At 68.1% G+C, this 24,840-nt stretch carries 24 protein-coding genes; 16 read left to right on the plus strand and 8 right to left on the minus strand.

Annotation, left to right across the window (positions count from 1 at the left end):
• Positions 1-20: 20 nt before the first annotated feature.
• The 10 genes from BP26_RS0102555 (at position 21) to BP26_RS0102600 (ending at position 7,661) form a co-directional block, all read left to right on the plus strand.
• Positions 21-791: a class I SAM-dependent methyltransferase gene (locus tag BP26_RS0102555; protein WP_211254807.1), complete on the plus strand. Its 771-nt coding sequence runs from the start codon at positions 21-23 to the stop codon at positions 789-791.
• The gene (locus BP26_RS0102560) at positions 788-1,060 is read left to right on the plus strand and encodes a phosphopantetheine-binding protein (RefSeq protein ID WP_029919013.1); all 273 of its coding nucleotides are present in this window, start codon (positions 788-790) and stop codon (positions 1,058-1,060) included. Before BP26_RS0102555 ends, BP26_RS0102560 begins: the two co-directional genes overlap by 4 nt.
• A gap of 16 nt (positions 1,061-1,076) precedes the next feature.
• Positions 1,077-1,673: a COG4648 family protein gene (locus tag BP26_RS30045; protein WP_029919014.1), complete on the plus strand. Its 597-nt coding sequence runs from the start codon at positions 1,077-1,079 to the stop codon at positions 1,671-1,673.
• Positions 1,670-2,977 (plus strand): AMP-binding protein, encoded by a 1,308-nt coding sequence (locus BP26_RS0102570; RefSeq protein ID WP_029919015.1) that lies wholly within the window; start codon positions 1,670-1,672, stop codon positions 2,975-2,977. Before BP26_RS30045 ends, BP26_RS0102570 begins: the two co-directional genes overlap by 4 nt.
• Positions 2,978-2,984: 7 nt before the next feature.
• Positions 2,985-3,275 carry an ApeI family dehydratase gene (locus BP26_RS0102575; protein WP_157572325.1) on the plus strand — a complete coding sequence of 97 codons (291 nt, stop codon included), beginning with the start codon at positions 2,985-2,987 and terminating at the stop codon, positions 3,273-3,275.
• Positions 3,276-3,277: 2 nt separating this feature from the next.
• Positions 3,278-4,198, plus strand: coding sequence for a lysophospholipid acyltransferase family protein (locus BP26_RS0102580; protein WP_029919017.1), 921 nt, complete (start codon positions 3,278-3,280; stop codon positions 4,196-4,198).
• Positions 4,199-4,205: 7 nt separating this feature from the next.
• Entirely contained in the window at positions 4,206-5,351 is a 1,146-nt protein-coding gene (locus tag BP26_RS0102585) for a beta-ketoacyl-[acyl-carrier-protein] synthase family protein (protein WP_245611684.1), read from the plus strand.
• The gene (locus BP26_RS0102590; protein ID WP_029919019.1) at positions 5,348-6,142 is read left to right on the plus strand and encodes a beta-ketoacyl synthase chain length factor; all 795 of its coding nucleotides are present in this window, start codon (positions 5,348-5,350) and stop codon (positions 6,140-6,142) included. Before BP26_RS0102585 ends, BP26_RS0102590 begins: the two co-directional genes overlap by 4 nt.
• A complete protein-coding gene (locus tag BP26_RS0102595; protein ID WP_029919020.1) occupies positions 6,139-6,576 on the plus strand; it encodes a hotdog family protein in 438 nt (145 codons plus the stop codon). The genes BP26_RS0102590 and BP26_RS0102595 overlap by 4 nt, the downstream gene beginning before the upstream one ends.
• A 110-nt stretch (positions 6,577-6,686) precedes the next feature.
• Positions 6,687-7,661 (plus strand): NADPH:quinone oxidoreductase family protein, encoded by a 975-nt coding sequence (locus BP26_RS0102600; protein WP_029919021.1) that lies wholly within the window; start codon positions 6,687-6,689, stop codon positions 7,659-7,661.
• An 83-nt stretch (positions 7,662-7,744) separates the two neighbouring features.
• On the opposite strand, the gene BP26_RS0102605 is transcribed toward BP26_RS0102600, so the two are convergent.
• On the minus strand, positions 7,745-7,966 hold the full coding sequence (locus tag BP26_RS0102605; protein WP_157572326.1) for a hypothetical protein: 222 nt from the start codon (positions 7,964-7,966) through the stop codon (positions 7,745-7,747).
• Between the two features lie 199 nt (positions 7,967-8,165).
• Between BP26_RS0102605 and miaB the strand changes: the two genes are divergently transcribed.
• The 6 genes from miaB to BP26_RS0102635 all read left to right on the plus strand — a co-directional run bounded on the left by miaB (position 8,166) and on the right by BP26_RS0102635 (position 13,956).
• Positions 8,166-9,497 carry a tRNA (N6-isopentenyl adenosine(37)-C2)-methylthiotransferase MiaB gene (gene miaB, locus BP26_RS0102610; RefSeq protein ID WP_036515962.1) on the plus strand — a complete coding sequence of 444 codons (1,332 nt, stop codon included), beginning with the start codon at positions 8,166-8,168 and terminating at the stop codon, positions 9,495-9,497.
• Positions 9,494-10,495, plus strand: a complete 1,002-nt coding sequence (locus tag BP26_RS0102615; RefSeq protein ID WP_029919024.1) for a PhoH family protein — start codon at positions 9,494-9,496, stop codon at positions 10,493-10,495. The genes miaB and BP26_RS0102615 overlap by 4 nt, the downstream gene beginning before the upstream one ends.
• 9 nt (positions 10,496-10,504) lie before the next feature.
• Positions 10,505-10,951: an rRNA maturation RNase YbeY gene (gene ybeY, locus BP26_RS0102620; protein WP_036515965.1), complete on the plus strand. Its 447-nt coding sequence runs from the start codon at positions 10,505-10,507 to the stop codon at positions 10,949-10,951.
• 174 nt (positions 10,952-11,125) lie between these two features.
• A complete protein-coding gene (locus BP26_RS0102625; RefSeq protein ID WP_029919026.1) occupies positions 11,126-11,995 on the plus strand; it encodes a CorC family transporter in 870 nt (289 codons plus the stop codon).
• 293 nt (positions 11,996-12,288) lie between these two features.
• On the plus strand, positions 12,289-13,524 hold the full coding sequence (locus tag BP26_RS0102630; protein ID WP_169740630.1) for an Lnb N-terminal periplasmic domain-containing protein: 1,236 nt from the start codon (positions 12,289-12,291) through the stop codon (positions 13,522-13,524).
• A gap of 51 nt (positions 13,525-13,575) precedes the next feature.
• Positions 13,576-13,956 carry an MmcQ/YjbR family DNA-binding protein gene (locus tag BP26_RS0102635; RefSeq protein ID WP_051748171.1) on the plus strand — a complete coding sequence of 127 codons (381 nt, stop codon included), beginning with the start codon at positions 13,576-13,578 and terminating at the stop codon, positions 13,954-13,956.
• A gap of 151 nt (positions 13,957-14,107) precedes the next feature.
• Here BP26_RS0102635 and BP26_RS0102640 read toward each other — a convergent pair whose 3' ends face one another.
• The 7 genes from BP26_RS0102640 to BP26_RS0102670 all read right to left on the minus strand — a co-directional run bounded on the left by BP26_RS0102640 (position 14,108) and on the right by BP26_RS0102670 (position 24,769).
• On the minus strand, positions 14,108-15,964 hold the full coding sequence (locus BP26_RS0102640; RefSeq protein ID WP_051748173.1) for an alkaline phosphatase family protein: 1,857 nt from the start codon (positions 15,962-15,964) through the stop codon (positions 14,108-14,110).
• A 94-nt stretch (positions 15,965-16,058) separates the two neighbouring features.
• Complete coding sequence (locus BP26_RS0102645; RefSeq protein WP_029919030.1) at positions 16,059-16,628, minus strand: histidine phosphatase family protein; 570 nt, start codon at positions 16,626-16,628, stop codon at positions 16,059-16,061.
• Positions 16,629-16,704: 76 nt separating this feature from the next.
• Positions 16,705-17,991 (minus strand): hypothetical protein, encoded by a 1,287-nt coding sequence (locus tag BP26_RS0102650; RefSeq protein WP_157572327.1) that lies wholly within the window; start codon positions 17,989-17,991, stop codon positions 16,705-16,707.
• A 156-nt stretch (positions 17,992-18,147) separates the two neighbouring features.
• Positions 18,148-19,635 carry an efflux transporter outer membrane subunit gene (locus BP26_RS0102655; protein ID WP_029919032.1) on the minus strand — a complete coding sequence of 496 codons (1,488 nt, stop codon included), beginning with the start codon at positions 19,633-19,635 and terminating at the stop codon, positions 18,148-18,150.
• Between the two features lie 8 nt (positions 19,636-19,643).
• Positions 19,644-22,793 carry an efflux RND transporter permease subunit gene (locus BP26_RS0102660; protein ID WP_051748175.1) on the minus strand — a complete coding sequence of 1,050 codons (3,150 nt, stop codon included), beginning with the start codon at positions 22,791-22,793 and terminating at the stop codon, positions 19,644-19,646.
• A 9-nt stretch (positions 22,794-22,802) separates the two neighbouring features.
• On the minus strand, positions 22,803-23,963 hold the full coding sequence (locus tag BP26_RS0102665; RefSeq protein WP_084182739.1) for an efflux RND transporter periplasmic adaptor subunit: 1,161 nt from the start codon (positions 23,961-23,963) through the stop codon (positions 22,803-22,805).
• A gap of 176 nt (positions 23,964-24,139) precedes the next feature.
• On the minus strand, positions 24,140-24,769 hold the full coding sequence (locus tag BP26_RS0102670; protein WP_169740631.1) for a TetR/AcrR family transcriptional regulator: 630 nt from the start codon (positions 24,767-24,769) through the stop codon (positions 24,140-24,142).
• Positions 24,770-24,840: the final 71 nt, after the last annotated feature.

Consider the following 24,840-nt stretch of genomic DNA (forward strand, 5'->3'; position numbering starts at 1 on the left):
CACCGGCAACGGGGGTTTTGTTGCCTCCCCACCCTGTGTTGAGCGACTACTACACCGACGAAGCCGGCCGCCTGGTGCAGGTGCGGCGCTGGTTCGACGACACCGCCGTTCACTACGACTGGGTCAACGGTTTGATGAGCTTCGGTTCCGGCGTTTATTACCGCACCGAGGCCCTGCGCCGCTTCGGCCTTGTACCGGGCGAACGGCTCCTCGACTGCGGCAGCGGCACGGGCGTGATCGCCGCCATCGCCCAGCGCATCGTCGGCCCTTCCGGCCTGGTGGTGGCGCTCGATCCCAGTTCCGGCATGCTGGCCCAGGCCCGCGGCCGCGGCGTGCGCAACCTGGTGCCCGGGCGGGCCGAACGCCTGCCTTTCGCCGATGCCAGCTTCGACCGTCTGAGCATGGGCTATGCGCTGCGGCATGTCGCCGACCTTGGCGTCACCTTCCGCGAATACCTGCGCGTGCTGGAGCCCGGCGGCAGTCTGCTGCTCCTGGAAATCACCCGGCCGCGCAGCCTTGTCGGAACCGCCGCGTTGCGGGCCTACATGCGCACCCTGGTGCCGCTTGCCACGCGCTGGCTTCACCACGGCCGCGACACGGCGGCCTTAATGAGATACTACTGGGACACAATAGAACACTGCGTGCCGCCGGAGACGATCCTCGAGGCGCTGCGCGCCGCGGGCTTCGAGCAGGTGCGGCGCCAGACCCAACTGGGAATTTTCAGCGAGTACACCGCGGTCCGGCCGACGCGAGTGCAAAATGATCAAAGATTGGAAATGGAGCAGCAATGAGGGACAGTGAACGGGAACTGGCGACGCTGTTGATCGCAGCGCTCAACCTGGAAGGCAAACAGATCGACGAGATCGATCCTTCGGCGCCGCTGTTCGGCGACGCCGGTAGCGGCTGGGGGCTGGATTCGATCGATGCGTTGGAAATCGCCCTGGCAATCCAGCAGAAATACGGCGTCGAGCTGCGCGCCGAGGATGAAGCCACCCGGCAGGCCTTCGCCTCGCTGACCGCCTTGGTCGATTACGTTGCGCAGAGGCGCGCGGGCGCTTAGATCTCGTGAACCGGCCGTGATCAGGGTCCTGCTGTTCCTGGCCTATGCCCTGTGCGGACACCTGTCGGTGCTGCGTTCGGCGCCGGCCCTCGAATGGGCCTCGCTGTCGGCGCTGGCAGGGGGCCTGCTCTACCCGCGGCTGCGCGCCGGCTCCTGGCGCGCCTGGCTGGGAATGGCCGTGGCGGTGGCGGCGAGCGGCGTGCTGAGCCGCATCGCCGGGGGGCGCTACGTCATGTACCTGCCTTCGGTGGCGCTCCCGGCGGTGACCCTGTTCGGCTTTGCCGGATCGCTGCTGCCGGGCCGCACCGCTCTGGTTACGCGCATCGCCGCCAGCGCGCAGGAGCACCTGCCACTGCCACTCGTCGGCTACACGCGCCAGGTGACTTGGTTGTGGACCATGGTGATCGCCGCGGTACTGCTGTTCGACCTCTACCTGATCTTCGCCGGTTCGCGCGAGCGCTGGTCGGAATTCGCCAACATCTATATCTACGGCATCCTCAGCCTGGTCTTCCTCGGCGAATACCTGTACCGGCGCATCCGCTTCCGCGGTGTGGAACAGCCCGGCTTCGTCGACTACCTGCGCCTGCTGTCGAAACGCCCGGATATCGCATGAGCAACGCCTGGATGCCGCTGCTGGATCTGGCCGAACCGGACGTGCCGCTGTTCATGCAGCGCGACGGCCTCATCGGCCGCGGCCAGTTCGCAGGCGCGGTGGAGGCGCTCGCCAAGCGTCTGCCGCAACAACCCTATGCGCTGAATCTGTGCGAAAGCCGCTACGCCTTCAGCATGGTCCTGTGCGCGCTGGCGCTACGCGGCCAGACCGGCCTGCTGCCGTCGAGCGGCGCAGCCGGCATGATGGACCAACTGGCACAGGCCTATCCGGGCGCCGTTGTGCTGAGCGAAACCGCCGGGGCGACCACCTTCACGGTGGACAGTCGCGGCGGCCGCGTTTCCCTTGGACGCCTCCCGCCGGTCGACAGCGATGCCGCCGTCGCGATCGCCTTCACCTCCGGCAGCACCGGGCAGCCGCAGCCCCAGTCCAAGACCTGGCGCGCGCTGCACCATGTCGGCGCGGTGCTGTCGCGGCGCCTGCTCGCCGGCCTGGAACGCTGCTCGATCGTGGCCACGGTACCGGCGCAGCACATGTACGGCCTGGAAGCCTCGATCATGCTGCCCCTGGCCGGCGGCCATTGTGTCTGGAGCGGTCGACCGGCGTTTCCGGATGACATGCGCGCGGCCTTGCTGGCGATGCCCGCGCCGCGCGTGTTGGTGACCACGCCGATCCACGTGCGCGCCCTGCTGCTGTCCGGGACCCGGCTGCCGGAACTGGCCTGTCTGATCTCGGCGACCGCGCCGCTACCACCGGAAATGGCGCAACAGGCCGAACAGGTCTTCTCCGCCCCGGTGCTCGAAGTGTACGGCTGCTCCGAGGCCGGCACCGTCGCCACCCGGCGCACCGTCGCCGGCGATCTCTGGCAGCCGCTCGACGGCATTCGCGTGGAAACGCGCGACAGTCTGAGCCTGGTGCACGGCATGCATCTGGCCGGGCCGGTGCCCCTGCAGGACGTCCTGGAAATCGAGGGCAACGACTTCCGCCTGCTCGGCCGCGCCAGCGACATGCTCAAGGTGGCCGGCAAGCGCGCCTCGCTGGCCGACCTGACGCGGCAGCTGCTGTCGATTCCGGGCGTGGTCGACGGTGTGGTGTTTCAGCCCGAGACCGGAGACGACATGCTGCAGCGGCCGGCAGCCCTGGTGGTGGCGCCGCATTTGAGCGAGAGCGAAATCCTCGGGGCGCTCGGCCGCCTGATCGACCCGGTTTTCCTGCCGCGGCCGCTACGCAAGATCGAGGGCCTGCCGCGCAACACCGTCGGCAAGCTGCCGCGCAGCACATTACAGCGGCTGCTGGCCGATGCTTGAGTTCCGCGTGACCGTCACGGTCCCTGCCGATCATCCCTGCCTCGCCGGACACTTCCCCGGGCGGCCGGTGGTGCCCGCCGTATTGCTGCTCGAACTGGCCGCTGCGGCACTGCGCGAACGGCTCGGGCCTCTGCGCATCAACGGCGCCCCCGGCGCCAAGTTCCTGTTGCCGGTGCTGCCGGAGCAGCCGCTGCTCCTCACGCTCAGCGCCGATCCGGCGCGCGGCCGGGCGGGCTTCCGTTGCGAAAGCGGCGGCAGCCTGGCAGCCCATGGCGAACTGAGCTTCGACCGGCCCTGACGATGTCCGATCCGCGGGACTGGAAACAGCACAAGGAACGCAGTTCGCCGGCGACGCTGGCCCTGATCGTATGGATCGCCCTGCACCTCGGCCGCGGCTTCGCCCGCGCCCTGCTGCCGCCGATCGTCGCCTACTTCTTCCTCACCGCCGGCGCCGCGCGGCGCGCCTCGTACCAGTTCCTGCAGCGCGCCGGGGCGCCGCAGCAGGGCGTGCGCGGCGTACTGCGCCACATCCACACCTTCGCCGCCTGCGCGCTGGACCGCGTGTTCCTGCTGTCCGGCCGCCATCGCAAGGTGCAGGTCACGGTGCACGACCCGGATGGCCTGCTGCCCTACTTCGACAAACACGGCGGCGCCCTGGTGCCGACCGCGCACCTGGGCAGCTTCGATGCGCTGCGCGTGATCGGGGTGGACCTCAAGGGCATCCGCTTCCGCATCGTCATGGATCGTGGCCACGGCAGCATGATCAGCCGTGTGCTGGACCGGCTCAATCCGCAACTCGCCGCCGAAATCATCGACGCCGGCCAGGGCGGCCCGGAAATGGGGTTGGCACTGAAAGAGGCGCTGCAACAGGGCTGCATCGTCGGCCTGATGGCCGACCGCCTTACCGGCAACGATCCCGGCGTGACGGTGCGCTTCATGGGAGGCACGGCGCGCTTGCCGGTCAGCCCCTGGCGCCTGGCGGCCGTGCTCGGTGCGCCGGTGATCCTGTGCTTCTGCCTTTATCGCGGCGGCTCGCAATACGAACTGCATTTCGAGAAATTCCTCGATGGCGCCGTGGTGCCCCGCCAGACACGCGCCGCCTTCACGCAGGAATGCGCCCAGCGCTACGCTGAGCGGGTGGAGCACTATGCTCGGAGCGCTCCTTACAATTGGTTCAATTTCTACGACTTCTGGGCAGATGAAACCCCTCGCAATCACTAGCTATACCGTGACTACCGCACTCGGCCGCGGCCTCGACGCGCAGGCAGCCGCCCTGCGCGAGGAACGCTGCGGCCTGCACGACCGGGGCTTCGAAACCAGCACCTTGCAGACCTGGATCGGCGAAGTCGCCGGCCTCGATCAGCCGTTGCCGGCCGCCTGGGCGGACTGGGACTGCCGCAACAATCGCCTGGCCGATATCGGCCTGCAGCAGGACGGCTTCGACGCCGCGGTGGCTGCCGCGCGTGAACGCCATGGCGCCGCCCGCGTCGGCGTCTTCATGGGCACCAGCACCGCCGGCGTGCAGCAAACCGAACTGGCTTACCGGGTGCTCGAGGATGGCCGCCTGCCGCACTGGTTCAACCACCGCACCTCCCAGAACGTTTACGCCGTGGCCGACTACGTGCGCCTGCGGCTGGGCCTTGGCGGCGTATGCAGCGCCATTTCCACCGCCTGCTCCTCCAGCGCCAAGGTTTTCGCCTCGGCCAGCCGCGCCATCGCCACCGGGCAGTGCGACGCCGCCGTGGTCGGCGGCATCGACAGCCTGTGCCTGACCACACTGTACGGCTTCAACGCGCTGCAACTGATTTCCCCCGAGGTGTGCCGGCCGGCCGACGCCCATCGCACCGGCCTGTCCATCGGCGAGGCGGCGGGCTTCGCCCTGCTCGAACCCGATCGCGGCCAGGCGCCGTTGCGCCTCGAGGGCTATGGCGAAAGCAGCGATGCCCACCACATGTCCTCACCCGATCCCGACGGCCGCGGCGCGGCCGCGGCGATGGGCGATGCCCTGCGGCGAGCCGGCGCAACGCCCGACAGCATCGGCTACATCAACCTGCATGGCACCGGCACGCAGGCCAATGACCTGGCCGAGGACAAGGCCGTCTGCGCCCTGTTCGGCCGCAACATGCCGTGCAGTTCCACCAAGGGCTGGACCGGCCACACGCTCGGCGCCGCCGGCATCGTCGAAGCGGTGTTCTCCCTGCTGTGCCTGCGCGATGGCTTCCTGCCGCGCAGCCTCAACACGCGCCAGGTCGATCCGCTCATCGAAAGCGCGATCGTGCTCGAATCCAGGCGGCAACCGCTGCGCCGGGTCATCACCAACTCCTTCGGCTTCGGCGGCAGCAACTGCAGCCTGGTATTCGGGACCGCGGCATGAAGCAGACCATGTACGTGTGCTCGGTGGGCATCGCGGCACCGGGCCTGCCGGACTGGGCGACGGCGCAAGCCGTGCTGCGCGGCGAGGCGCCGTACAGCGGCGCCGAGCTGCCGCCCTATCAACCGCAGCTGCTGCCGCCCAACGAGCGCCGCCGCGCGCCGCCGGCGGTGCGCCAGGCGTTTCGCGCAGCCGAGGACGCGGTATCGCGCTCGCCGCGACCGCCAGCGGAACTGGCCACCGTGTTCGCCTCGTCCGAAGCGGATATGGGCATCATCCACCGCATCTGCACCGCCCTCAATCAGCCGGCGCGGGTCATCTCGCCCACCGATTTCCACAACACCGTGCATAACGCCGCCGCCGGCTACTGGAGCATCGCGGTGGGCGCGCGCGGCCCCTCGAACACCCTCTGCGGCCACGACGTCACCCTCGCCGTCGCCCTGCTCGAAACCGCCGCGCAGGTGACCACGGACGACTGCGACGTGCTGCTGGTGCTGTACGACGTGCCGCCACCGCCGCCGCTCTACCAGGAGCGGCCGATCAGCAGCAGCAGCAGCGTGGCGCTGGTGCTGACCAGGCAACGCGAGCCCGGCTGCCTCGGCGAACTGTCATTGGACGTGGTGCCGCATGCGCCGGACAGCACCATGAGCGACGCGGCGCTGGAAGCGCTGCGGCTGTCCAACCCCGCCACGCGCGCCCTGCCGCTGCTGCAGCTGCTCGCGGCCGGCGGCGCGGGTACGGTGTACGTCCAGCATGGCGATGGCCAGACCCTGCGCATCCAGCTGTCGCCATGATCGGCGCAGAGGAAATCCGTCGGCTGATTCCGCACGGCGGCAGCATGTGCCTGATCGACGAAGTGGTGCGGTGGGATCTCCGGACCATCCACTGCCGCACCCGCACCCACCTCGACCCCGCCCACCCGCTGCGACGCGACGGTGCGCTCGGCGCACTCCACCTGGTCGAATACGGCGCCCAGGCCATGGCCATCCATGGCGGCCTGGAAGCACGCAGCCGCGGCGTCACCGCGGCGCCGGGTCTGCTGGCCTCGGTGCGCGACCTGCGGCTGCACGTGCAGCACATCCACGATCTGGATGGCCCACTCGAGCTGCACGCCGAGCAACAACTGGCCAGCGTCAGCGGCTGGCTTTATCTCTTCCGCGCGCTCTGCGGCGAGCGCCTGCTCGGCAGCGGCCGCATCGCGGTGATGACGGATCACAATTCCCGGTAAGGGCCATTTCCAGTTGCATGGGAATCCGGGACGGCGGAGTTTGCTTTTGATTCTCCGGAACCCCGAAACTGGAAGCCGAAAATTTTTCCAAAGATCGAGGAGAACGAAGCATGAAGGCGATCATCTGCCGCGAGCTGGGACCACCGGAAAAACTGGTGTTCGACGAAGTGAAGGAAGCGCCGATGGGCCCGGGCGAGGTGCGCATCGCGGTCAAGGGCGCCGGCGTCAATTTCCCCGACACGCTGATCATCCAGGGCAAGTACCAGATGAAGGCGGCGCCGCCCTTCACCCCCGGCGCGGAAGTGGCCGGCACCGTGCTCGCCGTCGGCGAGAAGGTGAAGCACGTCAAGGTGGGCGACCCGGTCGCCGCCATCGTGCCGGTGGGCGGCTACGCCGAGCAGGTGGTGGCGTCGGGCGACAGCGTCATGCCGCTGCCGCCGGGCATGGACCTGGTCGCCGCCGCCGGCTTCCCGCTGGCCTACGGCACCACCCTGCACGCGCTGAAACAGCGCGGCCAGCTCAAGGCCGGTGAAACCCTGCTGGTGCTGGGCGCCGCCGGCGGTGTCGGCCTGTCGGCGGTGCAGGTGGGCAAACTGATGGGCGCGCGCGTCATCGCCGCCGCCTCCAGCCCCGAGAAGCTGGCGCTGTGCAAGCAGCAGGGCGCCGACGAAGTCATCGACTATTCCAAGGAAAGCCTGAAGGAAGCGGTGAAGAAGCTGACCCGCAGCCAGGGCGCGGACGTGATCTACGATCCGGTCGGCGGCGAGCTGGCGCAGGACTGCCTGTCGGCCATCAACTGGAACGGGCGCTACCTGGTGATCGGCTTCGCCGCCGGCACCATTCCGGAAATCGCCACCAACCGCCTGCTGCTCAAGGGCGCATCCGCGGTGGGGGTGTTCTGGGGCGCCTTCGTGGCGCGCGAGCCGAAGGCCAGCCTGGAAAACTTCCAGCAGCTGTTCGGCTGGGTCGCCTCGGGCCAGCTCAAACCCTACGTCTCGAAGACCTACCCGATGCGGGAAGCCGGGCAGGCGCTGCGCGACATGCAGGACCGCAAGGTGACCGGAAAAATCGTACTGGTGAACTGAACCGGTACTGCAGCAACTCCGGACCGGCCTGCCGGCGCTGCAGCGCCGGCGGTGCCGGAACGGCTACCGCCTTCGCGTCCGGCTCAGCCCTTGTCGCAAATCCTGCGCAGGGCGCTGGAAGCGTCGGCATACATGACCACGCCGCTGCCGTACCAGGCGTCGTAGATGCGCTGGCCGTGGGTCGTGGCATTGCCCATCACCATGCCGAAAGCGGCATTGACGGTCAGGGCCAGGCCCATCGCCACCACCATCACCGGAAAGCCGCGTTTCGCCTTGTAGCCCTGTGCCGTCTTCATTCTGTCCATGACATCCTCTCCAAGTCTGCTTTTTGCTGAATCACCGGCAATTTCGCCAGTACCACTTGGATGCCCCTCGCCGCGGATTTGGATTAAGCGCCTTGCAAATATTCCGGAACAATCCCGCCTACCGTTCGTCGGCTGGCCGGGGCAGGCCTTTAAACCCTGCTCCGGTATAATGGGCGTTTAAACGCGGTAATCGCCTTAGATGTCGAAGCTTTTCATCAAGACCTTCGGCTGCCAGATGAACGAGTACGACTCGTCGAAGATGGCGGACGTGCTGAAGGCCTCCCACGGCTATGAAGTGACCTCCGACCCGGAGGCCGCCGACCTGCTGCTGTTCAACACCTGCTCGGTGCGCGAAAAAGCGCAGGAAAAGGTGTTTTCCGAACTGGGCAAGTGGAAGGAGTGGAAGGAAGCCAAACCCGGCCGGGTCATCGGCGTGGGCGGCTGCGTCGCCAGCCAGGAAGGCGAGGCGCTGGCCAAGCGCGCCCGCATCGTCGACCTCGTGTTCGGCCCGCAGACCCTGCACCGCCTGCCGCAGCTGCTGGAGCAGACCCGCAGCACGCACCGGCCCGCGGTGGACATCCGCTTCCCCGAGATCGAGAAGTTCGACAACCTGCCGGAGCCGCGCGCCGAAGGCCCCAGCGCCTTCGTCTCGATCATGGAAGGCTGCAGCAAGTACTGCACTTTCTGCATCGTGCCCTACACCCGCGGCGAGGAGATGAGCCGGCCGCTGGACGACGTGCTGGCCGAGGTGTCCTCCCTGCTCGACCAGGGCGTGCGTGAAATCACCCTGCTGGGGCAGAACGTCAACGCCTATCGCGGCGCCATGGCCGGTGACGGCGGCACCTGCGACCTGGCCCTGCTGATCCACATCCTGGCGCGCTTCGAAACCCTGGGCCGCATCCGCTTCACCACCTCGCACCCGGCGGAATTCAGCGATTCCCTGATCGAGGCCTACGCCGTGGAGCCCAAGCTGGCCAGCGGCGTGCACCTGCCGGTGCAGTCCGGTTCCGACCGCATCCTCGGCATGATGAAGCGCGGCTACACCCAGGCGCAGTACCTGGACAAGATCCGCCGCCTGCGCCAGGCGCGGCCGGACCTGGCCCTGTCCTCGGACTTCATCATCGGCTTCCCCTCGGAGACCGAAGAGGACTTCGAGCAGACCATGGCGATGATCGACGCAGCGCGGGTCGACGCCGCCTATTCCTTCATCTACAGCGCGCGCCCCGGCACCCCGGCGGCGAACCTGCGCGACAACATCTCCCTGGATGTGAAGCAGCAGCGGCTGGAACGCCTGCAGACGCGCATCCGCCAGATCGGCGACGAATACGCCCGCGGCCTGATCGGCACCACGCAGAAGGTGCTGGTGGAAAAGACCGCCCGCAACCCCGGCCAGCTCAGCGGCAAGACGCCCTGCAACCGCCCGCTCAACTTCGACGGCCCCGCCTCCCTCATCGGACAATTCGTGAACATCCAGGTCGCCGAAGTGCTGACCAACTCGCTGCGCGGCCGCCTGCTGGGGCCCGCGGAATGAGCACCACAGCCCCGCAACACATCCGCCTCGACCTGGTGCTGGAACCGGACGACGGCGCCCGCCTGGCCAACCTCAGCGGCCCCTTCGACGCGCACCTGCGCGCCATCGAGCTGGGCCTGGGCGTGGAGATCCGCAACCGCGGCAACCGCTTCCGCCTGGTCGGCCCGCGCGACGAGATCGAGCGCGCCGAAGACGTGCTGCGCGACCTCTTCGCCCTGGCGGAAAACGGCGTGGTCACGCCCGAGACGGTGCACCTGTCCCTGGTCGAGCACGGCTCCGAGCAGGTCGCCGCGGAAGCCGGCGCCGGCGATGCCGCCGAGGGCGACATCAGCGTGCGCACCAAGCGCGGCGTGGTGCGCGGCCGCGGCGTGATGCAGAAATCCTACCTGCGCAACATCGCCACCCACGACCTCAGCTTCGGCATCGGGCCGGCCGGCACCGGCAAGACCTACCTGGCCGTGGCCAGCGCGGTGCAGGCGCTGGAGCGCGACCGCGTGCGCCGCCTGGTGCTGGTGCGCCCGGCGGTGGAAGCCGGCGAAAAGCTCGGCTTCCTGCCCGGCGACATGGCGCAGAAGATCGACCCCTACCTGCGCCCGCTCTACGACGCCCTCTACGAAATGCTCGGCTTCGACCGCGTGGCGCGGCTGGCCGAGCGCAGCGTCATCGAAGTGGCGCCGCTGGCCTTCATGCGCGGCCGCACCCTCAACGAGTCCTTCATCATCCTCGACGAGGCGCAGAACACCACGGTCGAGCAGATGAAGATGTTCCTCACCCGCATCGGCTTCGGCTCGGTGGCGGTGGTGACCGGCGACGTCACCCAGATCGACCTGCCCAAGAACATGACCAGCGGCCTCAAGCACGCCATGCAGGTGCTCGACGGCGTACCCAGCATCAGCTTCACCCATTTCCGTAATGAAGACGTGGTAAGACATCCGCTGGTGCAGGCCATCGTCCGCGCCTACGACGCGCACGAAGGCAGAAACAAAGATGCCGGCTGAATATTCCGCATGAGTGCAAACCCGATGATCAACGTGCAGCGGCGCGTCACCGCTGCCGGCATACCCGCGCCGTCCTCCCTGCGCGCCTGGGCCATGGCGGCGCTGGAAGGCGCCACCCCCGGCGAAATCACCATCCGCGTGGTGGCCGAGGAAGAGAGCGCGGCGCTGAACGGCAAGTTCCGCCACAAGCCCTACCCCACCAACGTGCTGTCCTTCCCCTACGAGGCGGAGGCACCGAGCGAGCAGGTGCTGGGCGACCTGGTGATCTGCGCCCCGGTGGTGGCGCGCGAAGCGGTGGAACAGAACAAGGAGCCGAACGCCCACTGGGCGCACATGGTGGTGCACGGCGTGCTGCACCTGCTGGGGCACGACCACATCCAGGAAGAGGAGGCCGAGCGCATGGAAGCGAAAGAGCGGCAGATTCTGGCGCGCCTGGGGTTTCCGGACCCGTATTGAGCGCAGCCGGACCCGCCCGGCACGGCAGCCGGGGCGGTTTTAACCCTCCGGCCATGGACCGCTGCTATCCTGTAGTGGCCGTGCACCCCGAGCAAAATAAAAACCTCCTGACTTTCCAAATAGTTACCTCGCCGCGGTCGCGCGCGGGGCACGATTTTTGGTAGATCAATACAAATGAACGATGGCCCTAGTAGCAGCTCCTCCGCCAAGCAAAGCCCCGGCAGCGCCGGCTGGTGGCGCCGACTGACCCAGCGCATGGCGCGCAGCCCGCAGTCCCGCGAGGACCTGATGGGGCTGCTGCAGGCGGCGCGCGAGGACAATCTGCTCGATTCCGACGCGGCGGACATGATCCGCGGCGTGTTCGACACCAGCCAGTTGCAGGTACGCGACATCATGGTGCCGCGCGCCCAGATGATCGTGCTGGAACAGACCTGGTCGCTGGACCGCCTGCTGCGCGAAGTGGTGGAAGCCGGCCACTCCCGCTTCCCGGTGATCGGCGACTCCAAGGACGAGGTGGTCGGCATCCTGCTGGCCAAGGACCTGATCAAGTTCACCGCCAACGTCCCCGGCTTCGAGGTCGGCACCTACGACCTGCGCCGCTGGCTGCGCCCCGCTGTGTTCGTGCCCGAGTCCAAGCGCGTCAACGTGCTGCTCAAGGATTTCCGCAAGGGCCACAACCACATGGCCATCGTCGCCGACGAGTACGGCGGCGTCGCCGGCCTGGTGACCATCGAGGACGTGCTGGAGCAGATCGTCGGCCAGATCGACGACGAGTTCGACGAATCCGAGAGCGCCCACATCCTCAAGCAGGACGACCGCCACTACCTGGTCAACGGCCTGACCCCGGTGGGCGAGTTCAACAGATACTTCAACGCCGACTTCTCCGACGAGGAATTCGACACCGTCGCCGGCCTGGTCATGCACGGCTTCGGCCACATGCCGCGCCGCGGCGAAAGCCTGCGCATCGACCGCTTCCAGTTCAACGTGCAGCGCGCCGACAGCCGCCGGGTGCACCTGCTGCAAGTGGCACTGTCCCAGACATGAGTCTGGGACAGTGCCATCCCCGCGCAGGCGGGGATCCAGTTTTCGGTCGTTCCGCAGACGTGAAGCAGGCACAGCAGAGCCGTCCCCGGCATCGTCATTCCCGCGCAGGGTGAGGGGCAGCGTGAATGACTCAACGTCATTCACGCTGCCCCGAACGCCCGGCCAAGGATGGCCGGGCGGGGCTTTCCGACAGTCGCCACCGTCTCGCCAGGGATGGCAAGGATGAAACATTCAAATTAGGGCGGGTCAATGAAATGCAGCGTTCCGATCAACTTATAAAACGAATTTCATCGTTGGTCTCGCTGCTCCTGCTGCTCACCCTCTTCACCACCCTCCCCGCCAGCGCCCAGGAACTCATCCCCGCCTCCGGCAACTCCGGCGAGGCCCTGGATATCAGCGTTCTCACCTTCGGCCCCGGCACCATCTACTGGGAGCGCTTCGGCCACGACGCCATCCTGGTGCGCGACCACGAGCGCGGCACCGCGGTGGCCTACAACTACGGCATGTTCGACTTCAACCAGAAGAACTTCATGCTCAACTTCGCCCGCGGCTACATGCGCTACCGCATGGGCGCGGACCGGCTCGAGGACGACCTCGACCTGTACCAGTACGAAGGCCGCTGGGTGCAGGAGCAGAAGCTCAACCTGACGCCGGCGCAGCGCGTCGCCCTGAGCGACTTCCTGCGCTGGAACGCGCGCCCGGAAAACCGGCAGTACCGCTACGACTACTTCCTCTCCAACTGCTCGACCAAGGTGCGCGACGCCCTGGACCGCGTGCTCGGCGGCGCCCTCAACCGCCAGCTCGAAGCCACACCCACGACGACCAGCTACCGCTTCGAAGCGGTGCGCCTGATCTCGCCCGACCTGCTGGCCGGCACCAGCATGGACCTCGCGCTCAGCCCCATCGCCGACCGGCCGATGAATGCCTTGCAGCAGAGCTTCGTGCCGATGGTGCTGATGCAGCAGCTGCGGCAGATCAAGGTCAAGGACGTTGACGGCAAGGAACAGCCCCTGGTGCGCGAGGAAGTGCGCCTGCTCGAAGGCCATGTGCCGGAAGACCCCAAGCAGCCGCCGGACTGGCGCCTGCCCTTCCTGCTGATCGGCCTGGGCCTCGCCGCCCTGCTGGTGCTGCTCAACCGCCTGCGCGCCAACCTCGCCGCGCGCATCGGCTTCGCCACCCTGGCCACCGCCTGGTCGCTGACCTGCGGCGTCTGCGGCCTGATCCTGGCCGCGGCCTGGGCCGTGACCCAGCACTGGGCCATCTGGCACAACGAGAACCTGCTGCTGACCAACCCGCTGTGCCTGCTCCTGCTGCCGACCTGGATCCTGTCCGCGCGCCGGCAGTGGTGGCCGAGCCTGTGGGCGCATCGCCTCAACTGGCTCATCGCCGGCCTGGCGCTGGCGGCCGTGCTGCTGCGCCTGCTGCCGGGCTGCTACCAGGGCAACCTGCCGTGGATCCTGCTGGTGCTGCCGCCGCACCTCGCCCTGCTCCACAGCTCCCGCACCTCGCTCAAGTCACGGATGGCCTGAAGCGCCGCCGCGCTGCCAGGCTGAAGCCACCATCGCCAGGGGATCGCCGGCATGAGCGCCAAGGCCAGCAGCAAAACCCGCGGCAAATCCGCGCCAGTCACATTCGGCACCGCGCGCGGCATCGCCCTGGCCCTGCCCGGCGTGGAGGAATACACCTGCTACGGCACGCCCGCCTTCCGCGTCGGCAGGAAACTGATGGCGCGCCTGCGCGAGGACGGCGACACCCTGGTGATGAAGATCGAGGACTCGCGCCGCGAACTGCTGCTCCAGGTCGATCCCGAAACGTACTTCATGGAAGACCACTACCGCGGCTACCCGGTGGTGCTGCTGCGCCTGTCGCGGATCAAGGCCGATTCACTGACCCGGCTGTTCGAGGACGCCTGGCGCAGGCTGGCGCCGAAGCGCCTGCTCGCCATGCGGCCGCAGGACTAAAGCATTTTTCGATTCAGCTGCGTACACATCATGAGCCGCCGAAAAGCGGCTCATCGCCTCTCCCTGCGCGACCGAAGGGAGAGGGGAAAAACTTCGCCGCAATGACGATATTCGAATTGTTCAGGGCTGCGCTGGATCGACAGCCTATCCGCTACTTCGCGCCCAATCCCACCGTGCGCCCGGGAAACCCGGCAGCATCGCTGTACACCGTCTCCCCCACCACCTGCTGCTTCAGCACCGTCTTCAACCCGTTCGCCGCCGGCGCCGAAGCCAGCGTGCGCATGCGCACCTTGCCGCCCGCACCACCCACCAGGCTCTCACCCAGCACGCGCCCGGTCAGCCTGCCCTTGGCCGGAATATCCAGTTGCAGCAGGTGCGCCAGCGTCATGCCGATATCGGCATTGCTGGCCGGCAGCTTGTCGACATAGCCCTTGCGGAAATCCGGGCCGGCGGCGGCCATGAAATTCCAGGTATCGGCGCGGCTGAAGCTGCCGTGCATGCCCTGCCCCTGCTGCAAGGGCGTATCCGCCACCTCGGCGGCGCAAAGCGCCGGCTCTGGAAAGTGGCAGCCGGCGACGACAGACGAAGCGAAGTTCACCACGATGGCCGGCACCGGCGTCAACGCCGAACCCTTCAGGCCGATGGCGCTCAATGGCAGCGCACCGGGAACACTACCCAGCCGCTCTTCGTCCACGAACAGCCCGCTGACGTAATCCTGCGCCAGCAGCGCCCGCACCACCCGCGCGCCCAGTTCCCGCGCGTTGTCCTTCGGCAGGTAGACCAGGTCGGAGCCGCCGTTGGCCGCCACCACCACATCCGGCGCCGCCGCGTCGCTGCCGATCAGACCACTGCCGCCCTTGAGATACTCGCTGTTCCAGTCCACCGCCTTCTTGCTCACCGGATCGAACAGCTTGAGCTGTGCATCGTCCTGGCTCAGCGCCCGCGCCAGATCCATGGCGAGAAAGCCCGGCGGCAATTCGCCGGCAACGATATCCGCATAACCGCCCTTGGCCGCCGGACTGCTCCTGCTCGCCTTGGAAATGGTGGAGAAGCCATGGTCGGCGGCCACCACGATATCCGTGGTCTGGTCCAGGCCCAGGGCCTTGAGGCTCTGGCGCAGCGCCGCCAGCGCGCTGTCGGCGGCGCGGATGGCGGACAGCGAGGTGGGCCCGTTGATGCCGGGCGTGAGCTGGTCGAGGCTGTCGCCCTGGTTGTGCTGGCTGCCGTCCGGATCGCGCGACCAGTACACCAGCATGAAGGGCTTCTGCGCCGCCTTGAAGCGCGGCAGCACCACCTTGATGGCGACCTCCAGGAAATACTGCTGCTGCGCGTAGTTCGGAATCCAGGTGCCCGGCGTCCTGCTGTTGCCGCTGCTGCCGTTGTCGCCGCGCCCCGGCGTCTCGGCCTTGAGCTTGGCGGCGGCAATGGCGTCCTGCCATTCCTGCGGCAGCGCCAGCACGCCCTTCGGGCCGGTGTTGTCGTCGAGGATCAGGGTCCCGCCGTCCTTCATCGCGCCGAGATTCTGGATCGCCGCCGGCCCCACCTTGCCGATCGCCGCCGTCGAATAGCCCAGCTTCTGCGCCGCGGCCAGGACCGATTCCTCGTTGAGGTAGTTGCCGGCGTAACGCTCGTCGCCGTCGATCTCCTGCAGTACCGCATTGCTCTCCAGGAACGGCGCCAGGCTGTCGCCTGCGGCCTTCACCGCGAAGCCGACGTTGACCGTGTTGCTGAAGTCGCCGGTATCGCCCAACTGGTGCCCGGTGGCGAAGGCCGAGGCGTTGGCGGTGGTGAAGGTGGGGAACAGCGAGTGGCTGTTGCGGAAGTTCACGCCCTCGTCGCGCAGCGCGGCCATCGCCGGCGCCGTCTCCTTGCCGACGATGGCGGCGCGCAGACCGTCCGGCACGAACAGGATGACGTTGTGCGGCGTGCTGTCCGCGCCGGCAAAACCGGGCAGCGACCACGCCACGGCAGCAAGACACAGCGCGACTTTCCGCGATTCGAGTTTCATGATCCTTCTCCCCGGTGAATGTCCAATGATGAAACCGCCCCGTGACGGATTGAGGAAAGCCGGCGGCGGCGCCCGGCCTGGAGTGCTCAGTTCTTCAAAGCACCCGTGTCTGCACCTCGCGCCCGCGGTCGACCAGCCGGATGCCCCCGGCCGAGACCTCCACCACCGTCACCGAACCATTGTCGGGCCGGAAACAGCAGACGCTGTCCTGCCCCAGCGCCAGGCCGACGATGACGTTGATCGGCACGAAGTGGGTGAAGATCACCGTATCGCCGCCGCGGGCCAGGATCGCTTCGCGCACACCCCGCCGCCAGGCCGCGACCGCCGCGCCGTTGTCCCCTTCATCCGCCTGCGTCCAGTCGGCGGCGAGCAGATGCTTCAGCCATTGCTCCCGCTGCAGTCCCGGCTGCCGCGGCGCCGGCACCTCGATGACGCGGGGCTCCACCACCGGCGTCGCCTGCCACAGCTCCGCCAGCGGCGCGGCGGTCTGCCGGCAGCGCCGCATCGGGCTGCTCAGAATGGGTAATGGATGCGGCAGGCGCGCATGCAGCCCCCGCGCCGCGGCCCTGGCCTGCTCCAGGCCTTGCTCCCCCAGTTCAGGGTCCAGCGGATCGGCGGGGACATCGGCGATGCGCCCGTGGCGCACGAGATAGATCAGGGGCATGGGCTTTCAGGACAGGCGGAAGCGATAGCGGATTATCCGCCCTGCATCGACGCCACGACATCAGCCGGCCGAAGTTTTACGCGAGTCCGCGGCTGACCTGCGACAGCGCCGAGGTGATGGCCCGCGCGTTGACGATCAGCGCGCCGATCAGTGCGCCGCCGGCTGCCGCGAGCGCGCCATAGCCGCTGACGCCGAGGGCGCAGACCAGCACGGCGGCCACGGCTCCCGAAACGACCGCGACGCTGATGCGTTTCGTGTCCCATTCCACCACCGCGTGCCGCACGCCGGGACGGCCGACGCCGTTGGCCCATTGCACGCTCAGCAGCAGGGCATAGACCGTCAGCTGCGCGGTATACGGCTCGCCGTACAGGGCCAGAGTCAGTGGCGCGGCCAGCAGCATCGCGGCGACGAGAATCGAGCTGTACAGCAACGCCGCGCCGAGCTGCCGCAGCAGGGCCTTGCGCTGGCACTGCGCCGGCGTGGAAGCGGGCAGGATGTCGGGAGTGCCGGCCAGGTTCAGCGCCGGCAGGAAGAAATCGACGATCAGTGCGGTGCGCGCGGCCACGGCGTAGGTGGCCATCTGCACCGCCGGGGCCCATACCGCCAGCACGCCCAGAGGCCCCCACACCAGCAGGCCTCGGGCCAGGCCGATCAGCGCCCGCTGGTCCACCGCCTCCAGCACCTCGCGGCAGATCGGCTGCGCCGCATCCGCCAGCTTCACCGGGAAGGCGCGCCAGGCCAGGGCCGCCGCGAGCAGGGCCGCGGCGATGCTGCCGGCGAGGAAGGCCCAGGTGTAAAGCGTCAGCGGCGCGTCCGGCGGGGCCAGCGCCACGGCGAGCAGGATCGACAGGTTGAGGGCATAGGCCGCCACCATCATGCCGAACAGGGTGCGGTTGGCGGCGCGCAGGGTTTCGCCGATGAAGGTGGAGAGGCTGACGAAGGGGATGGCCAGCACGAACGGCAGATAGGTCTCCAGCACCGGCTGGAAGCGCGGCTCCTGGATGTCGAGGTCGGTGGTGATCACCAGCAGGGCGCCGCAGACCAGGCTGGAGCGCAGCAGCACGCGCCGGCCGAGCTGGATCAGCAGCACGCCATCGGCGATGCCGGTGATGGCGGCACGCCGGCCGATCAGGTGGTGGGCCATGTACAGCTCATACTTGGAGCGCAGCAGCGCCGCCAGGCCGCAGGCGATGACGAAGCCGCGGAAGTACACGCCGGCTTCTTCGGGCGCCAGGGCATGCACCACCGCCCAGGTCGCCAGCAGCTGCAACAGGGCGCCGACCAGGCGCAGCAGCAGCTCGCCCAAGCCCGAATGGCTCGCCGCCGCCTCAGTCCCGTGTCCGGCCGTTGCCGTACCCGCCATGCCAGTCTCCTCCGTATGGCCTAGCGTACGCCTGCGGAGGGTGCGGCAACTAACCTTTTTGGACGAGGCCGGCGGACGCCAGGCGCCGTCCGGCGGCCTGGCGGATATCGGCGGGGACCGGCGCAGCATCCCCGCCTGGCAGCGACAACACTTTCGCTACGACGGACTGCCCGGCGCGGCGTCCGCCGGAGCGGCCGGCTGCGCCGCCGTGTGCTCCTGCAACCCGCCGCCCAGCGCCTTGTACAGCGTCACCAGGTTCTGCAGGCGCGTCAGGCGCACGTTCTGCAACTCCTGCTGGGCGCTATAGAGCGTGCGCTGCGCATCGAGCACGCTGAGGTAGCTGTCCACACCGCCGCGGAAGCGCATATCGGCCAGGCGGAACGCGTCCTGCGAGGCGGTGACGAGGGCCTGCTGCGAGGCCTGCTGGTCGTTCAGCGCGCCGCGCGCCGCCAGGGCGTCGGCCACCTCGCGGAAGGCGCTCTGGATCGCCTTCTCGTACTGCGCCACCGCGGTGTCGCGTTGCAGCTTGGCGGCGTCGAGGTTGGCGAGGTTGGCGCCGCCGGCGAAGATCGGCACGCTGATCTGCGGCGAGAAGGTCCAGGCCTGGGAGTGGTCCTTGAACAGGCCGGACAGCTGCGTGCTCTCGGTGCCGAAGTTGCCGGTGAGCGAGATGGAGGGGAAGAACGCCGCCCGCGCCGCGCCGATGTCGGCGTTGGCCGACAGCAGCTGGTGTTCCGCCGCCAGCACGTCCGGCCGCCGCACCAGCACGTCCGAGGGAATGCCTTCCTCCAGTTCCGCCACCGCCGGACCGCGGTCGAGGCCGCCGGAGAAATCGATGCCGTCCGGAATCGGCGCGCCCAGCAGCAGTTGCAGCGCGTCGCGATCCTGCGCCAGCTGGCGCGTGTACAGCGCCAGGTTGGCGCGGGCGGTATCCACCGTGCTCTCCGCCTGGCGCAGCGCCAGCTGGGTGGTGGCGCCGCCATCGAACAGCTTTTTGGTCAGGTCGTAGGAATCGCTCTGGCTCTTCAGCGTGTCGCTGGTCAGCTTGTACAGGGTCTCGTCGGCCAGCACCAGCAGATAGGCCTCCGCCACTTCCGCCACCAGTGTCAGCTGCGCGCTGCGCTGCGTCTCCTGCGTGCCGAAATACTGCTGCAGGGCGGCGTGGTTGAGGCTGCGGATGCGGCCGAAGAAATCCAGCTCGTAGTTGGTGAAGCCGATGCCGACGTTGTAGGTGCGCACGATCGCGCCGTTCGGAACGGAGGTGCCGCCCGCGGCGCCGCCGTTCTGCGCGGCGAGCACGCTGCCGGGGTAGCGCTGCACATTCTCGCTGCCGGTGGCGGCGATGGTGGGGAACAGGTCGGCGCGCTGGATGCGGTACTGCGCCTGCGCCGACTGCACGTTCAGCGCCGCCACCCGCAGATCGCGGTTGTTGGCCAGGGCCAGGGCGATCAGCTGCTGCAGCTGCGGGTCGGTGAAGAACTCGCGCCAGCCGATGTCCGCCGCGGCGGTTCCCGCTTGAGGCGGTGCGCCGTTGAAGTCCGCCGGCACCGGCGCCGCCGGACGCTGGTAGGCCGGCTCCATGGTGCAGGCCGCCAGCAGGCCGGCGAACGCAGCGGTGGCCAGGGCGAGGGAGGTTTTGCGCATGCTCATGTTCAGGCCTCCGTCGCCGGTTTCGGTTGATGCGGTACATGCGTCTCGTCGCGCCCGCCCTTGAAGATCGAGCGCACCTTGACGAAGAACACCGGCACCAGGAATACCGCCAGCAGGGTCGCCGTGATCATGCCGCCGATCACGCCGGTGCCGATGGCGATACGGCCGCCGGCGCCGGCGCCGCTGGCGATGGCCAGCGGCATCACGCCGAGGATGAAGGCCAGAGAGGTCATCAGGATCGGACGCAGGCGCTGCCGCGCCGCCGTCACCGTGGCTTCGATCAGGTCCATGCCCTGGTCGTAGTTCTCCTTGGCGAACTCCACGATCAGGATCGCATTCTTGGCCGACAACCCTACCGTGGTCAGCAGGCCCACCTGGAAGAACACGTCGTTGCCGAGGCCGCGCCACAGGGTGGCGCCGACCGTGCCGATGATGCCCAGCGGCACCACCAGCATCACCGCGAACGGGATCGACCAGCTTTCATACAGCGCCGCCAGGCACAGGAACACGATGGTCAGCGAGATGGCGTACAGCGCCGGCGCCTGCGAACCGGACAGGCGTTCCTCGTAGGACAGTCCGGTCCATTCGAAGCCGATGCCCTTGGGCAGCTTGGCGGTCGCCGCCTCCATCGCCGTCAGCGCGTCGCCGGTGCTCTTGCCCGGCGCCGGAGCGCCGAGGAATTCCAGCGCGGGCGCGCCGTTGTAGCGCTCCAGCTTGGGCGAACCGGTGCTCCAGCGCGCGGTGGAGAAGGCCGAGAACGGCACCATCTGTCCGGCGGCGTTGCGCACGTACCACTTGTCCATGTCCTGCGGCAGCATGCGCGACTCCGGCTCGCCCTGGATGAAGACGCGCTTGACGCGGCCGCGGTCGACGAACTGGTTGACGTAGGCCGAGCCCCAGCCGGCGCCCAGGGTCTGGCTGATGTCGGCGATGGACAGGCCCAGCGCGCTGGCCTTCTCCCAGTCGATATCGAGCTTGTACTGCGGCTCGTCGGCCAGGCCGTTGGGGCGCAGCATGCCGATCGCCGGGTCCTTGGCGGCGATGCCCATCAGCTGGCCGCGCGCTTCCATCAGTGCGGCATGGCCGATGTTGCCGAGATCCTGCAGCTCGAAGTCGAAACCGGAGGCATTGCCCAGTTCCAGCGCCGCCGGCGGGGCGAACGCCGCCACTTGCGCGCCGCGGATCTGCTGGAAGCGCTTGTTGGCGCGCCCGGCCAGGGCGAACACGGTGTTCTTGTCGCCGGACCGCTGCGCCCAGTCCTTCAGGCGCACGAAAGCCAGGCCCGAGTTCTGGCCGCGGCCGCCGAAGCTGAAGCCGTTGACGGTGAACACCGCGCTGACGATGTCCTTCTCGTCGTTGAGGAAGTAGTCGCGCATCTGGTCCAGCGTCTGTTGCGTCAGCTCGCTGGCCGTGCCGGGCGGCTCCACCACCTGCACGAACAGGACGCCCTGGTCCTCGTCCGGCAGGAACGACTTGGGCACCCGCACGAACAGCAGGCCCATCGCCAGCACGATCACCAGGTAGACGATCAGATAACGCCCGGTGCGCCCGGTGACATGGCCGACGCTGCGCTCGTAGCCCTTGTTCATGCGCTCGAAGCCGCGATTGAACCAGCCGAAGAAGCCGCGCCTGCGCTCGTGCGAATCCGCATCCGGCTTTTTCAGCAGGGTGGCGCAGAGCGAGGGGGTGAAGACCATCGCCACCATCACCGACAGCGCCATCGCCGAAATGATGGTGATGGAAAACTGGCGGTAGATCACGCCGGTGGAGCCGGAGAAGAAGGCCATCGGCAGGAACACCGCCGACAGCACCAGGGCGATGCCGACCAGGGCGCCGGTGATCTGGCTCATCGACTTGCGCACCGCCTCCTTCGGCGACAAGCCGTCCTCCTCCATCACGCGCTCGACGTTCTCCACCACCACGATGGCGTCATCGACCAGCAGGCCGATGGCCAGCACCATGCCGAACATGGTCAGGGTGTTGATCGAGTAGCCGGCTGCGGAAAGGATGCCGAAGGTGCCGAGCAGCACCACCGGCACCGCGATGGTCGGGATCAGCGTGGCGCGGAAGTTCTGCAGGAACAGGTACATCACCAGGAACACCAGTACGATCGCCTCGAACAGCGTCTTCACCACTTCCTCGATGGAGACGCGCACGAACGGCGTGGTGTCGTACGGGTAGACCGCCTGCAGGCCCGGCGGGAAGAACGGCGCCAGCTTGTCCATCGTCGCGTGCACCGCCTTGGCGGTATCCAGCGCGTTGGCGCCGGTGGCGAGCTTGATGGCGAGGCCGGCGGCCGGGTGGCCGTTGTACTCGGTATTGATCGAATAGCTCTCGCCGCCCAGCGTCACCTGCGAGACGTCCTTGAGCCGCACCTGCGAACCGTCCTGGTTGACCTTGAGCAGGATCTTGCCGAACTCGTCGGCATTGGTCAGGCGCTGCGGGCCGACGATGGTGGCGTTGAGGCGCTGCCCCTTGGCGGCGGGCAGGCCGCCCAGTTCGCCGGAAGGCACCTGGATGTTCTGCGCCAGCAGGGCGTTGCTCACGTCCACCGGCGTCAGGCCGAAGTTGTTGAGCTTGGCCGGGTCGAGCCAGATGCGCATGGCGTACTGCGTGCCGAACAGCTGGTAGTCGCCCACGCCCGGCGTGCGGCTGATCGGATCCTGCACGTTGGAGGCGATGTAGTCGCTGACGTCGGTGCCGTTCATGCTGCCGTCGCTGGAGTAAAAGCCCACCACCAGCAGGAAGTTCCTGGTCGCCTTGGCCACGCGCAGGCCCTGCGCCTGCACATCGGTGGGCAGCAGCGGCGTGGCCAGCTGCAGCTTGTTCTGCACCTGCACCTGGGCGATGTCCGGGTTGGTGCCCTGCTCGAAGTACAGGGTGATGGTCATGGTCCCGTCCTTGTCGCTCTCGGACGAGAAATACAGCAGATGGTCGATGCCGCTCATCTGCTGCTCGATGACCTGCGTCACCGTGTTCTGCACGGTCTCCGCCGAGGCACCGGGATAGGTCGCCGTGATCGAGATGGCCGGCGGGGCGATGCTCGGATACTGCGCCACCGGCAGGGTGGTCACCGCCAGGCCGCCGACCATCATCACCACGATGGCCAGCACCCAGGCGAAGATCGGACGGTCGATGAAGAAATTGACCATGGCCGGCCCCTACTGCTTCGGCTGGGCGGATGCATCACCCTGCGGCGCGCCCTGCGCCGTCTTGTTGGTTTCGGGTTGCGGCTGGTACTCGGCGGGGTCCACCGGCGCGCCGGGCTTCACCGACTGCAGGCCTTCGACGATGACGCGGTCGCCGGCCTTCAGGCCGGAAGTCACCAGCCACTGGTCGCCGATGGCGCGGTCCGCCACCAGCTGGCGCAGCTCGGCCTTGTTGCCGTCGCCGATCACCAGCGCGGTGGGCTGGCCCTTCTGGTCGTGCGTCACGCCCTGCTGAGGCACCAGCACCGCGTCCTGGCGCACGCCTTCCTGGATCTGCTCGCGCACGAACATGCCCGGCAGCAGGGTGCGGTCCGGGTTGGGAAACAGCGCGCGCAGGGTCACCGAACCGGTGCCCTCGTCCACCGTCACCTCGGAGAACTGCATCGAGCCGGCCTGCTCGTAGTCGCTGCCGTCTTCCAGCCGCAGCTTCACTTGCGCCTGGCCGTCGCCGCCCTGCTTGAGCTGGCCCGCCGCCGCTTCGCGCTTGAGGCGCAGCAGCACGCCGCTGGGCTGGGTCACGTCGACGTAAGTCGGATCGAGTTGCTGCACCGTGGCCAGCGCGGTGGCCTGGTTCGCCGTCACCAGCGCGCCCTCGGTGATGGAGGAGCGGCCGATGCGTCCGGAGATCGGCGACAGCACCCTGGTGTAGACCAGGTTGATGCGCGCCGTTTCCACGTTGGCCCGCGCCTGAAGGTCCGCGGCGACCGCGTTGTCGTAGTCCTGCTTGCTCACCGCATTGGCTTCCGCCAGCGGCTTGTAGCGCTCCGCCTGGGCCCTGGCCGAGACCGCGGCGGCGGCGGCGCTGTCGTAGGCCGCCTGGTAGGGCGCCGCGTCGATCTGGTAGAGCTGCTGGCCGGCCTTGACCTCGCTGCCCTCGGTGAACAGGCGCTTCAGCACGATGCCGTTGACCTGCGGCCGCACCTCGGCCACGCGATAGGCCACCACGCGCCCCGGCAATTCGGTGGTGAGCGGCACCGCCTGCGTCTTCAGCGTCACCACCGAGACCTTGGGCGGCGGCGGCGCCGCGGGCGGCGCCTTGTGGCCGCAGCCCTGCAGCAGGACGGCCGCGCCGAGGAGGGTGCCGCAGGTGAGGGTCTTGCCGAAGGTACTCATACGTACGTTCCTTGTGCGAAGTGTGCCGGGGAATCGAGGCCGACTTCCCGCGTTGTTTTGTCATACAGCAGCGTGTAGCGACGATGCAGCGGAAGCGATGCGTCTCTTTCCTGCCGTTGGTCCCTCGTGCGCCCCCAAGCGGCGCGCAGATTCGTACAGCGCGGCCACGCCGGCCGTCAGGCCGTCGCAGCCTTGGCGCAGCGCCTCTGGCGCTCCGCCTCGATCAGCGTCCACCCGGCGTCCGCCAGATGGGATGCGATGCGGTTCAACCAGTGCGTCCCTTCCATCACGCCCGGCAGGGCCGCGGCGATGCTGCGTCGCTTCACCACGTAAACCGTGGAAGCGCCCAGCAGCGTCGTCATCAGCCTCTGCAACGGTGCATCCAGTTTGCTCACGCCCAGTTCCCTGCGCAGCAGGGTGCCGAGCAATTCCACCTGCAATTTCATGCCGCGCGGCAGCAGGTCGTCAACCAGGCCGGAGGGCTGGAATTCCTCGCGCAGATACAGATAGACCTGCCGCGCCAGTTCCGGGTTCTCCGCCAGGGGCCGCAACTGGGCCTGGTAATAGGCCAGCAGCGCCGCGCGCCCGCTCAGCCGGTCCATGCCGCAGCCGCGCATGCGCTGCTCGAACTCGTCCAGCAGCCGCACGAACAGTTCGCGGTAGAGCGCGGCCTTGTCGCCGAAGTGGTAGTGGATCGAAGCATTGCCGATGCCGGCCGCCGCGCAGACATCGCGGGTGGAGGCGCCCTCATACCCCTGCGTGGCGAAAATCTCCAGGGCGGAGCAGAGCAGTCGCTCGCGGGTCACGTCGGCATTCATCTGGGCGCAGGATAGTATCGCAATGCACAAAAATCAAGCGATCGCTTCAAGCAATTGCT

The organism is Nevskia soli DSM 19509 (assembly GCF_000711955.1).
GTDB lineage: Bacteria > Pseudomonadota > Gammaproteobacteria > Nevskiales > Nevskiaceae > Nevskia > Nevskia soli.

Bases quoted from the DNA above. Each gene is read 5' to 3' on its own strand.
- BP26_RS0102560 (WP_029919013.1), top strand. From the start codon at position 788: ATGAGGGACAGTGAACGGGAACTGGCGACGCTGTTGATCGCAGCGCTC.
- BP26_RS0102570 (WP_029919015.1), top strand. From the start codon at position 1,670: ATGAGCAACGCCTGGATGCCGCTGCTGGATCTGGCCGAACCGGACGTG.
- BP26_RS0102580 (WP_029919017.1), top strand. From the start codon at position 3,278: ATGTCCGATCCGCGGGACTGGAAACAGCACAAGGAACGCAGTTCGCCG.
- BP26_RS0102590 (WP_029919019.1), top strand. From the start codon at position 5,348: ATGAAGCAGACCATGTACGTGTGCTCGGTGGGCATCGCGGCACCGGGC.
- BP26_RS0102595 (WP_029919020.1), top strand. From the start codon at position 6,139: ATGATCGGCGCAGAGGAAATCCGTCGGCTGATTCCGCACGGCGGCAGC.
- BP26_RS0102600 (WP_029919021.1), top strand. From the start codon at position 6,687: ATGAAGGCGATCATCTGCCGCGAGCTGGGACCACCGGAAAAACTGGTG.
- BP26_RS0102605 (WP_157572326.1), bottom strand. From the start codon at position 7,966: ATGGACAGAATGAAGACGGCACAGGGCTACAAGGCGAAACGCGGCTTT.
- miaB (WP_036515962.1), top strand. From the start codon at position 8,166: ATGTCGAAGCTTTTCATCAAGACCTTCGGCTGCCAGATGAACGAGTAC.
- BP26_RS0102615 (WP_029919024.1), top strand. From the start codon at position 9,494: ATGAGCACCACAGCCCCGCAACACATCCGCCTCGACCTGGTGCTGGAA.
- ybeY (WP_036515965.1), top strand. From the start codon at position 10,505: ATGAGTGCAAACCCGATGATCAACGTGCAGCGGCGCGTCACCGCTGCC.
- BP26_RS0102625 (WP_029919026.1), top strand. From the start codon at position 11,126: ATGAACGATGGCCCTAGTAGCAGCTCCTCCGCCAAGCAAAGCCCCGGC.
- BP26_RS0102635 (WP_051748171.1), top strand. From the start codon at position 13,576: ATGAGCGCCAAGGCCAGCAGCAAAACCCGCGGCAAATCCGCGCCAGTC.
- BP26_RS0102640 (WP_051748173.1), bottom strand. From the start codon at position 15,964: ATGAAACTCGAATCGCGGAAAGTCGCGCTGTGTCTTGCTGCCGTGGCG.
- BP26_RS0102645 (WP_029919030.1), bottom strand. From the start codon at position 16,628: ATGCCCCTGATCTATCTCGTGCGCCACGGGCGCATCGCCGATGTCCCC.
- BP26_RS0102650 (WP_157572327.1), bottom strand. From the start codon at position 17,991: ATGGCGGGTACGGCAACGGCCGGACACGGGACTGAGGCGGCGGCGAGC.
- BP26_RS0102655 (WP_029919032.1), bottom strand. From the start codon at position 19,635: ATGCGCAAAACCTCCCTCGCCCTGGCCACCGCTGCGTTCGCCGGCCTG.
- BP26_RS0102660 (WP_051748175.1), bottom strand. From the start codon at position 22,793: ATGGTCAATTTCTTCATCGACCGTCCGATCTTCGCCTGGGTGCTGGCC.
- BP26_RS0102665 (WP_084182739.1), bottom strand. From the start codon at position 23,963: ATGAGTACCTTCGGCAAGACCCTCACCTGCGGCACCCTCCTCGGCGCG.